The organism is Streptomyces montanus (assembly GCF_005786655.1).
In the GTDB taxonomy this organism is placed as follows: Bacteria; Actinomycetota; Actinomycetes; order Streptomycetales; family Streptomycetaceae; genus Streptomyces; species Streptomyces sporangiiformans.
The window spans coordinates 44,754-59,417 of the sequence record NZ_VBZC01000042.1; the positions used below are offsets into that span (position 1 = coordinate 44,754).

11 protein-coding genes are annotated in these 14,664 nt (G+C 70.6%); 4 read left to right on the forward strand and 7 right to left on the reverse strand.

What is annotated here, in order from left to right; all coding sequences use genetic code 11:
• The first annotated feature begins 88 nt into the window (after nucleotides 1–88).
• The 3 genes from FE633_RS31465 to FE633_RS31475 all read left to right on the forward strand — a co-directional run bounded on the left by FE633_RS31465 (nucleotide 89) and on the right by FE633_RS31475 (nucleotide 4,985).
• Nucleotides 89–2,332: a serine/threonine protein kinase gene (locus tag FE633_RS31465; RefSeq protein ID WP_246113918.1), complete on the forward strand. Its 2,244-nt coding sequence runs from the start codon at nucleotides 89–91 to the stop codon at nucleotides 2,330–2,332.
• A 104-nt stretch (nucleotides 2,333–2,436) separates the two neighbouring features.
• Nucleotides 2,437–3,681: a hypothetical protein gene (locus FE633_RS31470; protein WP_246113919.1), complete on the forward strand. Its 1,245-nt coding sequence runs from the start codon at nucleotides 2,437–2,439 to the stop codon at nucleotides 3,679–3,681.
• A 26-nt stretch (nucleotides 3,682–3,707) separates the two neighbouring features.
• Nucleotides 3,708–4,985: a type 2 periplasmic-binding domain-containing protein gene (locus FE633_RS31475; RefSeq protein WP_171060186.1), complete on the forward strand. Its 1,278-nt coding sequence runs from the start codon at nucleotides 3,708–3,710 to the stop codon at nucleotides 4,983–4,985.
• Nucleotides 4,986–5,073: 88 nt separating this feature from the next.
• On the opposite strand, the gene FE633_RS31480 is transcribed toward FE633_RS31475, so the two are convergent.
• Complete coding sequence (locus FE633_RS31480) at nucleotides 5,074–5,961, reverse strand: 3-hydroxybutyryl-CoA dehydrogenase (protein ID WP_138048574.1); 888 nt, start codon at nucleotides 5,959–5,961, stop codon at nucleotides 5,074–5,076.
• Between the two features lie 216 nt (nucleotides 5,962–6,177).
• Here FE633_RS31480 and FE633_RS31485 point away from each other — a divergent pair, with 216 nt between their 5' ends.
• On the forward strand, nucleotides 6,178–7,416 hold the full coding sequence (locus tag FE633_RS31485; protein WP_138048575.1) for a CaiB/BaiF CoA transferase family protein: 1,239 nt from the start codon (nucleotides 6,178–6,180) through the stop codon (nucleotides 7,414–7,416).
• A 65-nt stretch (nucleotides 7,417–7,481) separates the two neighbouring features.
• Here FE633_RS31485 and FE633_RS31490 read toward each other — a convergent pair whose 3' ends face one another.
• The 6 genes from FE633_RS31490 to FE633_RS31515 all read right to left on the reverse strand — a co-directional run bounded on the left by FE633_RS31490 (nucleotide 7,482) and on the right by FE633_RS31515 (nucleotide 14,422).
• The gene (locus FE633_RS31490) at nucleotides 7,482–8,390 is read right to left on the reverse strand and encodes a LysR substrate-binding domain-containing protein (protein ID WP_138048576.1); all 909 of its coding nucleotides are present in this window, start codon (nucleotides 8,388–8,390) and stop codon (nucleotides 7,482–7,484) included.
• 186 nt (nucleotides 8,391–8,576) lie between these two features.
• Entirely contained in the window at nucleotides 8,577–9,686 is a 1,110-nt protein-coding gene (locus FE633_RS31495; RefSeq protein ID WP_138048577.1) for an alcohol dehydrogenase catalytic domain-containing protein, read from the reverse strand.
• A gap of 129 nt (nucleotides 9,687–9,815) precedes the next feature.
• On the reverse strand, nucleotides 9,816–10,367 hold the full coding sequence (locus tag FE633_RS31500; RefSeq protein ID WP_138048578.1) for a carboxymuconolactone decarboxylase family protein: 552 nt from the start codon (nucleotides 10,365–10,367) through the stop codon (nucleotides 9,816–9,818).
• A 33-nt stretch (nucleotides 10,368–10,400) separates the two neighbouring features.
• The gene (locus FE633_RS31505; RefSeq protein WP_138048579.1) at nucleotides 10,401–11,405 is read right to left on the reverse strand and encodes a VOC family protein; all 1,005 of its coding nucleotides are present in this window, start codon (nucleotides 11,403–11,405) and stop codon (nucleotides 10,401–10,403) included.
• Between the two features lie 59 nt (nucleotides 11,406–11,464).
• Nucleotides 11,465–12,811: a phosphopyruvate hydratase gene (gene eno, locus FE633_RS31510; RefSeq protein ID WP_138048580.1), complete on the reverse strand. Its 1,347-nt coding sequence runs from the start codon at nucleotides 12,809–12,811 to the stop codon at nucleotides 11,465–11,467.
• Nucleotides 12,812–13,348: 537 nt separating this feature from the next.
• Nucleotides 13,349–14,422, reverse strand: coding sequence for a LacI family DNA-binding transcriptional regulator (locus FE633_RS31515; protein ID WP_342791226.1), 1,074 nt, complete (start codon nucleotides 14,420–14,422; stop codon nucleotides 13,349–13,351).
• Nucleotides 14,423–14,664 lie beyond the last annotated feature (242 nt).

Here is a 14,664-nt window from a genome sequence, read left to right on the forward strand (position 1 = left end):
CTCGGGCCTATTCTGAGGAGGCATGGGGGATACGGACACAGGTGCGTCCGGTGAAGTGCCGGATTCCGGCAGAGGTGCGTCCGGCGAAGTGCCGGAATCCGAGGGGTCGTTGGGGCCGTTCGTCGTCGCCGGGCAGCCGATGTTCCTGCGGGCCGCGCAGGTTGAGCTTCCCGAGGAGAACCCGGACCCCACCGTGCTGCCCTCGATCACTCTGCTGGAGCGGGCGGCGTCCCGCGGCAGCGACCCGGAGGAGCTGCCGCTGCCGCCCGGGGAGCTGCTCGGCCAGTACCGACTGATCCGGCCGCTCGGCGACGGCGGGATGGGCGAGGTCTACCTGGCACTCGACACCAACGTCGACGACCGTGAGGTCGCCATCAAGATCCTGCACCCCGAGCAGGCGGCAGCCGCGGCGGGCGCACTGGCTCAGGAGCGGCGGGCCCTGGTCGAACTCACCCACGACGACATCATCCGCGTCTTCAACTACGGGCATCACCCCGAAGTCGGTGACTTCCTCGTGCTCCAGTACGTGGACGGGCTCACTCTGGAGGAGGTGCGGGCCCGGGCGCAGCTCATCCCGCGCGAGTTCGGCGGTGGCCGTTTCCACGAGTTCGTGCTCGCGTACGGCGTGCGGATCCTGTCCGCGCTCGGGCACCTGCACGCCGACCGTCCCCGCAAGGTCTACGGCGATCTGAAGCCGGACAACGTCATGCACGACGGCACCGCGACGAAGATCATCGATGTGGGGAGCGTGCGCGCGGCCGAGTTGCCCGGTCTGACGACGGAGGGGTTCCGCGCCCCGACCGTGGGCCCGGACGGCGAGTCGACGGGCCAGGACGACCTGTTCAGCCTGGGCGAGACGCTGCGGCGGCTGAGCGGGCTCGGTACCTCGCCGCAGGACCTGGCCGGACTCAGTGACCTCGGCACGCTGGGCGCCTCGGCGGTTCCGGCGGCCGAGGAGATGACCGCCCCCGCTCCCCACGGTCTCGGTCTCGTCTCGCTCGCCCGTGTGCTGCACCGCGCGACCCGGAGCGAGCGGACGGAACGGTTCGCCGACGCCCGGGAGATGGAGCAGCAACTGCGCGGGGTCTTCCGTGAGTTGAGGTCGCTGCGGACGGGCACGGAGACCTTCGAGCCGTCGCCGCTCTTCCTCCAGTCCGCGTACGCGCTCGACGGGGCGCTCGGATCCGCGCCGCCCCTCGCGCGCTGGGCCGCGCCGGAGCCCCCCTCTCCGTATGCGCCGCCGTCGCCCGCCGAGGTCGCGCAGCGACTGCCCGTCCCGCGCCCCGACCCGTACGACGACCACCACGCCGAAGTCAGCCGGCTGGCCGACGCCGCACCGGAAGCGCTCCTGCAGCACACCGCGGACTGGCGTGCCTCCTCCGAGGTCCATCTGCTGCGCTGCCGACTCCGGTTGAGATCCCCGGCCGACGGTCCCGAGGCCGCCGAGCGCGAGCTGCGGGCCGCCGAGGAGTCGATCGGCCCCGAACGCGCCCCGTACGACTGGCGGCTTGACTGGCACCGCGGGCTGCTCGCGCTCGCCCGGGACCAAGTGACCGCGGCCAGGCGGCACTTCGACCGGGTGTACGCGGCGATCCCCGGCGAGTACGCGCCGAAGCTGGCCCTCGGCTACTGTGCCGAGCACCTCGAACGGTGGCACGAGGCGCTGACCTTCTACGAGGCCGTGCGGCTGCGCAACCCATCGCTGGGCAGCGCCGCCTTCGGTGCCGTGCGGGCCCGCCTCGCGCTGGGCGACGAGACGGCGCGCGAAGAAGCCGTGCGAGAACTGGACGCGGTGCCGCAGCACTCGCGGCACCGGACCGCCGCCCGTACGGCGGCCGTACGCATCGGCGTCGAGCATGTGCGGACCCCCGAACACGATGGTGAAGTGCTGGAGCGGCTGCGCGAGGTGCTGCAACGCCTCGCTCTGCTCTTCCACGCGCACGGCCTGACCGACGAGGGGGCACGGGCTCGTATGACCGCCGAGGTGTGGGAAGCCGTGCGGGACGCACTGCTGCGGGGCGCCCTCGACGAGGCGGGGCTCGCCGCGCTGGCCGCGGGCGCCGACACACGGCTCGGCCTCCCGCCCGACGAGCCCGGCCTGCACAAGGACCTGTCCCGGCTCTACCGGGCCCTCGCCCACCAGGCCGCCCGTTCCGCCGCCCCCGAGGACGCGGCCGTCGCCGAGACCCTGCTGGACCTCGCCTATGAAGTCCGCCCGCTCGCCTTCCGACATCACAGGGACAGACCATGGTTCGGGAAGAGAGCCGCCGACTGGCTCCGGACGATCGCCCACACGCCGTCGGGGAAGAGCCCCCGGACGGCCCGCGAGTGAACCGGGGCTTATCGCCGCGGACCGCGTGCCTCCGGCGCACCGGGCGGACCGGGCGGACCGAGCGGCCCGCCGAGGCCGGGCCCCGGACAGGTCCGGCCGCCACCGTGGAAACCGGGAGCCGACACGACACCCCGGAAGGCGCGGGGCGGACGACGCGGGTCACGAGGACCGACCCTCCGCCGCCGTCGCGGCTCCGCCGCAGCGCCCGGGCCGCGCGCGCCGTCGCCGCCGAACTCGCCGACCGCGTCTGGCGCTACGCCTGGCCGTCCACCACCGACCGCCGCAACCGCGCGTATCTGCGGGACCGGCTCGTCGCCCTGCCGCTGCTCGCCGTGGTGGCCTTCGGAGCCTTCGGGTGGGCGTACGCGGGCGTGCGCGGCGACTCCGCATCCATACGAGACCGGGTGGCGCCCGCGCTCGTCGACCTCGCGGACGCCAAGGCCTCGCTGCTCATCGCGCAGAGCGAGGCCGAGAAGAGCCTCGACGAGGGGCGGGCGGGGGAGCTCAGCGGGCTCAGCGAGCGGTACCGCACGCGGATCGCGCGGGCGGCGCAGAGCCTGAACCAGGTCACGGGCAGCGGGGCGTTGACCGTCGCCGAGGAGCAGGAGCTGCGCGTGGTGTCCGCGCTCGTCGTGGACTACACGGGCTGGATCGCCAGGGCCCAGGGACACGCGACCGACCCGGTCCTGCGTGAGGCCGAACTGACGTACGCGCGCAGCATGCTCTGCTCGGAGCCCCTCAAGGCCGCGGACCGCGAGGACCGCTATCCGCCGTGCCCGCCCGGGACCGGCCCCGCCGCGACCTCGATCGTGGACCGGGTGACGGGTCTGGAGCGGCAACTGCGCGAGCGGTTCGCGGACCGGGCCGCCTGGGGCGCGGGCGTGATCGCCGCCGCAATCGTCTCCGGGCTCGCCTTCGGGCTGCTCGCCGCCGGGCTGTGGCGGACGGTTTCCTTCCTCCGTCGCCGCTTCCGGATCCGGCTCAGCGTCCCCCTCGCGGCCGCCGCCCTGCCCCTGCTCGCCGTACCGCTCCTGACCGCCGACGCGCTGCTCGCCCAGCACGCGCAGCGCGAGGCCGTGGTGTTGGCGGACACGCTCGTCAAGCGGACCTCGCCGGAGACCGAGACGGTCGCAGAGGAGCGCCCCTTCGACGGCCCGGACCCGCAGGCGATCGAGGTCCTGGAGTCCCGCGTCGACGACGGTCTGGCCGACGGGCGGCTCGCCTTCCTGGACGGCGTCGCCCCGTTCGTGTTCCCCGCGGGCCTGGTCGCCGCGGCCCTCGCCGGCGGTGCCCTGCACGCCTACCGCCGCGAGTACCTCGTGGTCCTCCGCCCCGGAGCCGCCCCATGAGCCCGAGATGTCGCACGAACCGTCTTGTGAGCCGCGTGCTGCGCGCCATCCTCGTGGTCTGCCTGCTCGCCCTCGCCCCCGGATGCACGTCGGACACCCCCGATCCGCTTGTCGTCCTCGGCCCCTGGACCGGCAAGGAGGGCGAGGCCTTCGAAGACGCCCTGAAGAAACTGGACGACGGCACCGGGCGCACGTACACATACGAAGGCACCCGCTCGCTGCGCGAGACCCTCGTCTCGCAACTGGAGGCGGATGCCCCGCCGGACGTGGCCATCCTCAACAGCATCGGTGAACTCACCGAGTACGCCCGCCGCGGCAAGCTCAGGCCGCTCGCCCCGGAGACCGCGGAGCGGGCCTACGAGCCGTGGGCTCCCACCCTGCTCGTGGACAGCAGGCGGCGCACGTACTGGGTGCCGCTGAAGGTCGATCTGAAGAGCCTGGTGTGGAGCAAGGAGGGCACGCCGAGCGACGACCCCGAATGGTGCCTGGGACTTGCCTCGCAGGCCACCTCCGGCTGGCCCGGCACCGACTGGATCGAGGACATCCTGCTCCACCAGGCGGGCCCCGACCGGTACACCGAGTGGGCCACGGGCCGGCTCGACTGGCGTGACCCGGCCGTCGAGCGCGCCTGGACGACCTGGGCGCGACTGCTCGGAGACCGCTCCCCGGCGTCGGTCGAGCGGTCCCTGACCACGTCGTACGAGGGCCTCCCCGACTCCGACGGGCAACCGCGCGGTCTGCTCGCCTCACCCGGTTTCGGCTGCACGCACGAGCACCAGAGCGCCTTCATCCGGTACGTGTACGCGGGCGACGACGTTCGCGTGGAGCCCTCGGCCCGCTTCCTGGACGGGCTGCCCGAGTACCGGGACGCGTACGAGGTCGCGGGCGACATGGCCGCCGTCTTCAGCGACGACCCGGCGGCCCAGGAACTGGTGGAGCGGCTGTCGAGCCCGGCCGGGCGGGAACGCTGGCGGGCGGAGGCGGACCCGCCCGTGCGGCCGCTGTTCCCCGACATGGCCGGGCTGCCGCCGACGGCGTCCGCGGACCCCATTGAGCAGGAGATCGACTCCCTGCTCACCTCGCGCGCCCGCACGTTGTGCTTCGACGCATCCGACGCGATGCCGCCCGAGCTGCGCGACGTCTTCTATCGGGCGGTGCTGGAATTCTTCGGGGACCCCACGGCGGAACACCTCGACTCGCTGCTCCGGCAACTGGAGACCGTACGCGTCCAGGTGGGCGAGAACACCGGCGGCGACCCCTCGTTCCTGCCGCCCGAGGACATCTGCGAGAGCCGCGGCGGATGAGCCCCCGTACGCCCTGACGCGTCAAGGCCCGTGTCGCGGCAGCCCTCTTGTCGGTGCAGCCCTCTTGTCAGTCATGGCAGCCTTGTTGTCACGTGCGTGCGCCGACGGCAGCGGCGGTCTCATAGCTGAAGAAGCCCCGTCCGGACTTTCTGCCCAGCAGCCCCGACTCGACCATGCGGCGCAACAGCGGCGGCGGGGCGTACAGCGGCTCCCGGTACTCCTCGTACAGCGCCTCCCCGATCGCCGCCACCGTGTCCAGACCGATGAGGTCGGCCAGGCGCAACGGCCCCATGGGGTGGGCGCAGCCGGCCGTCATCCCGGTGTCGATGTCCTCGGCCGTCGCCGTGCCGGAGCTGACCATCCGAACCGCCGACAGCAGGTACGGCACCAGCAGGGAGTTCACCACGAAGCCCGCACGGTCCTGGGCCATGATCGTCTTCTTGCGCAGAACGTCGCCCGCGAAGGCACGCACGCGCAGTTCCGTGGCCTTCGAGGTGTGCAGCGAGGATATGACCTCGACCAAAGGCATGGCGGGGACCGGGTTGAAGAAGTGCAGGCCGACCACCGCCTCCGGACGTCCGGTCGCGGCGGCGAGCCGGGCGATGGGGATCGAGGAGGTGTTGCTGGCCAGCACGGTGGCCGGGTCGGTGACCACCTCGTCCAGCGTCCGGAACAGGGCCGTCTTGGCCTCCTCGTCCTCGACGGCGGCCTCGATGACCAGATCGGCCCCGGCCAGCCGGGAGAGGTCTCCGGTCACGGCGATGCCCGCCAGGGCATGCGCGCGCTCCTCATGAGTGAGGGTGCCGCGCTTCTCCGCCCTGAGCAGGGAGTCCGCGACACCGGCCAGCCCGGCGCGGGCCCGCTCCTCGGTCATGTCGCACAACACGACGGTCAGTCCGGCCCGGGCGCAGACCTCGGCGATGCCCCGGCCCATCTGCCCGGCGCCGACGATCCCCACATGCTTGATGGCTGCCATGCTTCCGTCCCTCCGGCGACCGTCCCACGACGCCGCCACGACCTGTGGTGCTCGGTGAGCGTAGCCAGCCGACAGCCCGTCCGACCTGCTCGGACAGAACGTCTTCCGCGCACAAACATGCGTCGTTTCGTCGTTGACCGGCCGTATCGCGCCGAGTCACGCTGATCGCGCCCGGGGCGGGGCCCGGCAGCCGGCGACGATCACCAGGAGGCAGATGTGGGCACCAAGGACGGCACCCCCGGCGGACATACCGGTGCTGCCGGGGAAGCGGGCGGTCGCGGCGCGCTGGAGGGTCTGCGGATCGCGGACTTCTCCCGCGTCCTCGCCGGACCGTACGCCACCATGCTCCTCGCCGACCTCGGCGCCGATGTGGTGAAGGTCGAACGCCCCGGAACGGGCGACGAGACCCGGCAGTGGCGTCCGCCGGCCGACGAGAACGGCACGTCCACCTACTTCCTGGGCGTCAACCGGAACAAGCGCTCCGTCGCTCTGGATCTGGCGAGCGAGACCGGACGCGCACAGGCCCGGGCTCTCATCGCCGAGTCCGACGTACTCGTGGAGAACTTCCGGCCCGGCACGATGGAGCGGCTCGGGCTGGGCTACGACGACCTGAAGGCCGGTCACCCCCACCTCGTCTACTGCTCCATCAGCGGCTTCGGGGCCGACGGCGGAGCCGCGATCCCCGGCTACGACCTCCTGGTCCAGGCCGTCGGCGGGCTGATGAGCGTGACGGGACAGCCCGACGGCGAACCGGTGAAGGCAGGAGTGGCCCTCGTCGATGTGATCACCGGTCTGCACGCGTCGCTGGGCATCATGGCGGCCCTGCGGCACCGGGACGCGACCGGTCAGGGACAGCGCGTCGAGGTCAGCCTGCTCGGCTCGCTGCTGTCGGCCATGGTCAACCAGGCGTCCGGCTACGCCGTCGCGGGCGTCGTACCCGGACGTTTGGGCAACGCCCATCCCAGCATCGCCCCGTACGAGACCTTTCCCACCGCGGACCGTCCGCTTGCCCTCGCGGTGGGAAACGACGGGCAGTTCGCGTCGCTGGCCGCCGTCCTCGGCTGCCCGGGTCTCGCGGACGACGACCGGTTCCGCACCAACCCCGACCGGGTGGCCCACCGCGAGGAGCTGCGGAAGGTGCTGGCCGAACGGCTGGCCACCGCCGGAGCCGACCACTGGTCCGCCGCACTGCTTGCCGTCGGGGTGCCCGCGGGCCCGGTCAACACGCTCGACGAGGCCTTCGCCTTCGCCGAGCGGCTCGGGCTGCCCGGCGTCGTCACCGTCCCCGCCGCGGCGGGCGGACCGGCGCCCGCGACGGTGTCCCGGCAGGTCGCCCACCCCATCGCACTGAGCGCGTCCCCCGCGCGGTACCACTCGGCGCCGCCCGGCCTGGGCGAGCACACGGCGGAGGTCTTCCGCGACACCCCCGAATCCCGCACCTACGAGGGCAACTGAGGCCCGGATGATGCCCCGTTGAGGGCGCGGCTGAGGCCCGGCTGAGGCCCGGCTGAGGCCCGGCGTCACTCGGCGACAGCTGTCGCGGCCGCCGCTTCCCGCAGGCGGCGGATCACGCCGCGGACCGCGGGCGAGGTCTCGCCCTTGCGGTAGGCGCCGACCAGCCGGGTGGTCAGCCGTACGTCCGCCAGTGGACGGTAGGTGACCCCCGGTATCCGTACGCGGCGCAGGGAATCCGGCACCAGGGCCACGGCGAGACCGCCGCCCACCAGCGTGAGAGCGGCGATGAAGTCCCGTACCGGGGGAGCGCACTGCGGGCTGAAACCCCCCTGGTCCGCTACTTCGAGGATCTGGTCGCGGCAGCCGTACTCCTCGTCGAAGTGCGGGGCCACGAAACGCTCATGGCACAACTCCGCCGCCGGAACGGCCTCGTGCGCCGCCAGCGGCGCGCCGGCCGGCAGCGCCACGACGACCTCTTCCGTGAGCAGACAGTCGGCTGTGATTCCCGGCGGGTACTCCGGCCTCCAGCGCAGGAAGCCGACGTCGATGTCTGAGCAGGCCAGCGCCTCGAGCTGGGCAGGTGTCTCCAACTCGCGCACCTGCACCGTCAGTTGGGTGCCGGGAGCCGCGCAGCGGGTGAGGACATCGGTGAGTACGCCGGAGAAGGCGGCCGAGGCCACGTAGGCGATCTCGGCGTGCCCCAGCTCCCCGCGGCCCGCCCGCCGTCCCACGGCCTCGGCGCGGGCGGCCTGTGCGAGAGTGCGCTGCGCCTCCTCGAGAAACAGCTGCCCGGCGCTGGTCAGCGCTGGGCGCGTGCGCCGTCCGCGGTCGATCAGTCGTACGCCCAGGTGCGACTCCAGGGCCCTGATCTGTGCGCTGAGCGCGGACGGGGCCAGATGCAGACGGTCCGACGCCCTCGCGAAGTGCAGTTCTTCCGCGACGACGACGAACGATTCCAGCCAGCGCAGTTCCACCGGCTCCTCCGTCCTGCCAAACGTGTGCTGACGATAGCACCGGCCCTGAACACGGCCGATGGGGAAAAGAACACCCCGCGGCGACGTCAGGGCAGAACAGGATCGCCGCGGGGTGAGCCGCGGGCCGGGTCGGGAGTGCGGCCGCCACCGGTCCTTGAACCGGTCCTCGCACCGGCCCGGAGGGCGTCAGGGGATGACGACGTAGTTGCTGAATCCGCCGTCGTGGTCCGTGGCGCGTCCCGAGATCGCTTCGTTGACCTTGGACAGCGGGAAGGACTTGGTGATCAGGTAGGACAGGTCCAGGGCACCGGTGGCCACCATGCCGGCGATTTCCTGGCCCTGCGCGGTGCTGAACCAGTTGGAGCCGATCAGCTGGACCTGCTCGTCCATGAGCCACTTGACGTCCACGGGCAGCCGGTCGCCCACACCGCCGACGTTGATCACCTTGCCGCCGCGGCGGACGCCCTGCATGGAGTCCAGCATCGTCTCCACCGGTGCCTTGGCGCCCAGGGCGCTGATCACGAAGTCCACGCCCTCGCCGGAGGTGCGGGATTTCGCCCACTCTCCCGAGGAGCCATCGCCCAGCCGCATGACCTCGATCCGGTCCGGGTCCAGTTCCTTGACGCGCTTGAGGAGGTCCTCGTTGCGGCCGGTTCCGAGGACCTTGGAGACACCCGAGGCCAGCGCGAGCAGGGTCGAGGCGACACCGAGCGTGCCGGTGATCCCGTCGATCAGCGCGACCTGGCCGGGGCCGGCCGCGGCGTGTTTGAGGGCTCCGTAGGACGTGCCGATGTAGCCGAGCTTTCCGGCCTGCTCGAACGTCATGTTGTCCGGGATGTCGACGATCGCGTGCTGCGGCGCGGTCATGTACTCCGCGAAGCCGCCGTAGGGGTAGAGGTCGAAGATCCGCTGGCCGTCGCGGGAGGTGCTGAAGTAGCCGTTCAGGGTGAAGTAGCGGCACCGGCTGAGTTCGCCGCCGCGGCACACCTGACAGCTGCCGCAGGATCGCAGAGGGCTCACATACACCCTGTCGCCGGGCTTGGTGTTGAGTACCGCTTCGCCGACCGCCTCGACCACGCCCGCGGGGTCCAGGCCGAAGATCGCGGGCAGCCTGGGCAGCGGCTGGTACGGGTACCACGTGGGCCAGTTGTTGATCACGTTGGCCATGTTCGGCACGATCCCGCACGCCTTGACCCGCACGAGCACGTCGGTCGGCCGCGGGGTGGGCACGTCGATCGTGTCCACCGACATCGGCTCACCCAGCGCGTGCAGTCGTGCGGCGAGCATTTTCGCCATTGAAATACTCCTCGAAACTGCTCCGTCCCAGGCGACCGGGGACGAAGGTATTAATTAGGCGACCGAGGCAGCGGACCGGCGGCTCGGCAGTCATCTCCCAGGACCTCGTGGGCCTTTCGGCGTCGAGCCCTACGAATTCGGAAAGGGATTCGGGTAATTGTCCTCGAGGTCGATGTCCAGCAGACCCATGATGCGGACTCCGGAGTTGTACCAGGCGATGGACAACGACAGTTCGACCATCTGCTGGTCCGAGAGGTGTTCGGCGGCGGCACGCCACGTCTCCTCGGAGACGTCGACCTTGAGCGTGGATTCCTTGGCCAGGCGCATCACCGCCTTCTCCGTCGCGTCGAACAGGTCGGACGACTCGAAGTCGGCCACCGCCGCGAGCTGTTGCTCGGTGAGCCCGGCCTTGAGGCCGTGCGACTGGTGGTGCGCGACCTCGTACGCGGACCGGGTCGCGTGACCCACGGTCAGGATGGCCAGTTCACGCAGCTTCGGGCTGAGGTCGGCGGCCCGCAGCGAGTTGGCGTAGGTCAGAAAGGCGTCCAGCTGCGTGGGCGCGTTGGTGAGGGCGAGGAAGATGTTCGCCGTCGGTACCTTGCGCTCGGCCTCCAGCCGGTCGTACAGGGGCTTCAGTGACTCGTCGGAGTCCTCGCGGTGAAGGTAGGGCACTCGTGCCATGGCGTCTCCTTGGGGGACGGACAATGCGAAGGGTCAGGGAATGGGCTGCTCGAGCAGGAACCGCTCGAGCGACATGGGATTCGGCTGCTCGGCCGGCGGGATCTGCTGCGCGCCGACGAAGGGCGACGCCTCGAAGTACCACTTCTCCAGGGCCGGGAGGCCCCAGCGTGCGTTGGTGCTCAGCGATGCCGCGTCCCAGCGCACGGGTTCGACCTCGGTGTCGATCGTCTGGTAGTGGCTGTTGAAGACCTCCACCCGGTGGCCGTCGGGGTCGCGGAGGTAGGCGAAGAGCATCCCGCCCGGGCCGTGACGCCCCGGGCCCCGTTCCACGCCGTCGCCGTAGCCGAGGATGCCCGCCCAGTCGCAGGCGGTGAAGATGTCACGGCTCTCGGAGACGGTGTAGGCGAAGTGGTGCAGGGCGGGCCCGGTGTTCTCGATGATCGCGAGGTCGAGGCAGGTGCCCTTGCGGTACATGAACGCGCCCAGCAGCTTGTCGCCGCGCTCCAGGTACTCCGAGTTGCGGAAGCCGAGCTCGCTGTAGAACGCGCACAGTTCGTAGGTGTCGGGCGCGAAGATCTGGTAGTGGTCCAGCCGTTGCGCGTGGGCACCCTTGTACCGCTCGAAGTTGATGTGCAGCCGCGGCCGGGTCTCCATGGTGGCGCACAGTTCGAGCGGCGTGCCGATCGGGTCGCTGACGTGCAGGGTGCGGCCCTGGTACGGGAGGTCGACCCACTCGGCGGGCAGTCCCCGCTCACGGAACCACTCGTACGCGATGTCGAGGTCCTCGTCGAAGAAGACCCGGAACCCGATCCTCTTGCTCCGGCCCGCGCCCTCCTCGTCCAGCTCCAGGACGAGGCTGTGGTGGCAGGCCTCGGCCAGGCCGCGGAGGTAGCAGGTGCGCTCGTCCTCATCGCTGACGACGAGCCCCAGTGCGTTCACGTAGAAGTTCTTGCTCTCGGCCAGGTCGGCCACGGTGAGACGCACATGGCTGGATCGGGTGATGTTGAAACTCGGGCGCAGATTTACGGGGGGCAGCATGTCGGTCTCCGTGCTCCGATCGGCTCTGGATTTCGATGACTGTAATCCTGGGGGCCGTTTTACGAGGTGCGTCGTATCACGGCACTGAGGTCATATGTCGACGCGTCGGCGGAGGTCGTGGCACCGGCGAACGTGAATGCCGACCATCCGCTGAATTCCGCGGAATTCCCGAGCGCCTCTTCGATGCGAAGAACCTCGTTCCACTTCGCCATGCGCTCGGAGCGGGTGAACGATCCCACCTTGAGCTGCCCGGCGTCCCAGCCGACGCTCAGATGGGCGATGGTGACGTCCTCGGACTCGCCGGAGCGAGCCGAGACGATCGTTCCGAAACCGGCTTCCTGTCCGGCCCGGAGGGCGGCCAGCGCCTCGGTGACCGTTCCGGCCTGGTTCGGTTTGATGAGCACGGCGTTGGTCGCTCCGTCGGCCGCCGCCGCCTGAACGCGCGTCGCGTTCGTCACCAGGAAGTCGTCGCCGATCACCTGACAGCGGTCTCCGTACCGCCGGGTGAACTCGATCATGCCCTCGGAATCGTCCTCGCCGAGGGGGTCCTCGATGGACAGGATCGGATACGTCTCGATCCAGCGCCCGAGCATCTCGATCAACGCATCGGTGTCCAGGGCTCGGTCGTCGAGGGCCAGCCGGTACTTCCCGGCGCTGCCGAACTGCGAGGCCGCGATGTCCAGGGAGATGCCGACCTGCGCCGAGGGCGCGAAGCCCGCGTTCTCGATGGCCAGGGTCAGCGTCTCCAGTGCCTCCTCGTTGGAGTCGAACGCCGGCCAGAAGCCCCCTTCGTCGGCCACGCCGCCGGTCTTGCCCGCCTTGCGCATCAGGCTGCCGGCGGCCCGGTAGATCTCCGCGGTCCAGTCCAGGGCCTCGGAGAAGCTGCCTGCCGCGGGGCAGACGACCATGAAGTCCTGCACGTCGACGCGGCGGTCGGCATGGGCCCCGCCGCCGAAGATCTGGATCTCCGGCAGGGGGATCCGCACGGGCCGGCCGCCCGACAGATGAAGCCACAGCGGCTTGTCGGCCGAAGCCGCGGCGGCGTGCAGCACGGCCATGGACGTCGCCACGATCGCGTTGCCGCCGAGACGGCTCCGGTCGCTGGTTCCGTCCAGGTTCACCAGCAGCCGGTCGATGAACTCCTGGTCGGCCGCGTCCTGTTCCTTGAGCGCGGGCGCGATCTCGGTGTTGACCGAGCTCACCGCGCGATGCACGTCGAGCCCCCCGAAGCGGCTGCCGCCGTCACGCAGGTCGAGCGCCTCGCCCTGGCCGGTGGAGGCCCCGGCCGGTGCGATCGCCCGCCCGACGGCACCGTCCGCGAGGTGCGCCTCGACCTCTACGGTCGGCCGACCGCGTGAGTCCCACACCCTGCGGCCGTAGAGCTTGGCGATCCGCGCGTCTGTCATGTCGGTGCAACCTTTCGGAATCTGAACGATCACGGTGATGTCCGTGGCCTCAGGGCGCGTCCCGCGCCAGTGTGTCCGCGTCCCTCCCGCGAGTAGGGCTGCGGCCGGTCGTCTCCGGCCCCGCGGCCCACGAGCGTGTGCGTGTGAACCTGCCGCGTGGCACCTGTCGGTCGCGGGCAGCCGCGGCCGGCAGGTGCCACGCGGCAGATGGCGGCCACGCGTCACCCGATGGCGTACGCGTCACGGCTCGTCACGATGTCGCGGCGGTGGAGACGAAGGGCGGTGGCGAGGGTTCCTCGCCTGCCGCGGCTTTGGAATGCTAACGATAGCGCAATGCTGCGGAGGCTGGGGATCACCTGTCAAGAGGCTGGTGGCACTCCGATTGCCGCAGTGTCCGGTTCGTTCTCGATCGTTGGCTGGGTCGCGGTTGGGTGCTATCGTTCGCACACTGCCATGGCCTCCGGCAGGGACTCCGGCGGATCCACGCGCTTCCTGGACGGACGGACAGCACAGGAGGGCGTGGGTCCCCCGGGTGATTCAGACGCTTCGGCCTTGAGCAGGGCCGTTGGCCTCGCGTTCGCCCTGAGGGGCGGGCGGCGGGGCTGTGGTCCCTCGTGGGATCAGGTGCGTGGGCAGGACGATGTGCCGGCTGCGGTCCGCCTCGGAGTCGTTGATGAGTTCCAGGGCCAGTTCGGCGGCGGCGCGGCCCATGTCCGAGGGGGACTGGGCCACAGTGGACAGGTCGAGCCACTCAGCCATCAACTGGTCGTCGAAACCGAGGACGGAGATCCGTTCGGGCACCTCGATCTGTACGGTGCGCAGGGTCGAGATGACGGAGGCGGCCAGTTCGTCCTGCTCGGCGAAGATCGCTGTGGGCGGTTCGCGCAGGCTCAGCAGGTTTCCCACCGCCTGCGTGGTGCCGCGCTTGTCGCGAGGCGGCGTGGCGACGACCAGGTCGTCGTCCAGCGGGATGCCCGCCTCGGTGAGCGCCTGCTGGTAGCCGAGGAGGCGCTCACGAGAACTGAAGCTGAAACCACGGACGTTGGCGGTGTGCGCGAAGGCGATCCGACGATGTCCGAGGTTGATCAGGTGGCGGGTGGCCCGGCGGGCGCCGACGACATCGTCGACGTAGACGCTGGGGCGGCCCTCGACGTGCTGGCTGACGTAGATGACCGGCATGCCGAGGTTGTCCAGGCGCGTGGTCTCCTCGTCGGTGAGGTCGAAGCAGAACACCAGCAGCGCGTCGGCGTTGCGCCGGGCCGGGAGGCGCTCGAAGAACGAGGTGCGCTCAGCCAGGTCGGCGATCACGTAGACGTTCAGTTCCATGCCCGCCGCCCGCAGCAGCGGGGCCAGGCTGGACAGGGCGGCTCCCATGAACCATGAGTTGAGAGTGGGCACGAGCACTGCCATGGTGCCGGTCCTGCCCGTGACAAGGCTTGCAGCCTGCCGCGACACGGCGAAGTTCAACTCCCGTGCGGCCTCCTCGACGCGGGCGCGAACCTCCGGCGAAACGGTGGACAGGCCGCGCAGGGTGCGCGAGACGGTGGAAGTGGAGACCCCTGCCCGTTCGGCTACGTCAGCCATCGTGGGGTGCCGCTGAGCTGGTGGCATGAGCGGAAGGTAGCACAGACAACACTGCGCTTGCAGTCCCCGATGACATCGCTATCACGGCAGACATATAGGCGCAAAAGCCTGGATAAGCTGCGCGTTCATCCTCGCGTCGCACTCCATTACCGCGACGTAACGCATTGACTTCCGGAAAACGCACCCCTACTTTGCAAGCGTTGTCTCATCGGAGTCGAAGCAATCCTGTTCGAGTCGATCCTCAATGCTTTGACCTGTGGTGTTGATCT

What these genes read in the sequence shown, in the direction of transcription:
- FE633_RS31500 (WP_138048578.1), bottom strand. Translation starts at nt 10,367, where the DNA reads ATGGCACGAGTGCCCTACCTTCACCGCGAGGACTCCGACGAGTCACTG.
- eno (WP_138048580.1), bottom strand. Translation starts at nt 12,811, where the DNA reads ATGACAGACGCGCGGATCGCCAAGCTCTACGGCCGCAGGGTGTGGGAC.
- FE633_RS31505 (WP_138048579.1), bottom strand. Translation starts at nt 11,405, where the DNA reads ATGCTGCCCCCCGTAAATCTGCGCCCGAGTTTCAACATCACCCGATCC.
- FE633_RS31495 (WP_138048577.1), bottom strand. Translation starts at nt 9,686, where the DNA reads ATGGCGAAAATGCTCGCCGCACGACTGCACGCGCTGGGTGAGCCGATG.
- FE633_RS31515 (WP_342791226.1), bottom strand. Translation starts at nt 14,422, where the DNA reads ATGCCACCAGCTCAGCGGCACCCCACGATGGCTGACGTAGCCGAACGG.
- FE633_RS31480 (WP_138048574.1), bottom strand. Translation starts at nt 5,961, where the DNA reads ATGGCAGCCATCAAGCATGTGGGGATCGTCGGCGCCGGGCAGATGGGC.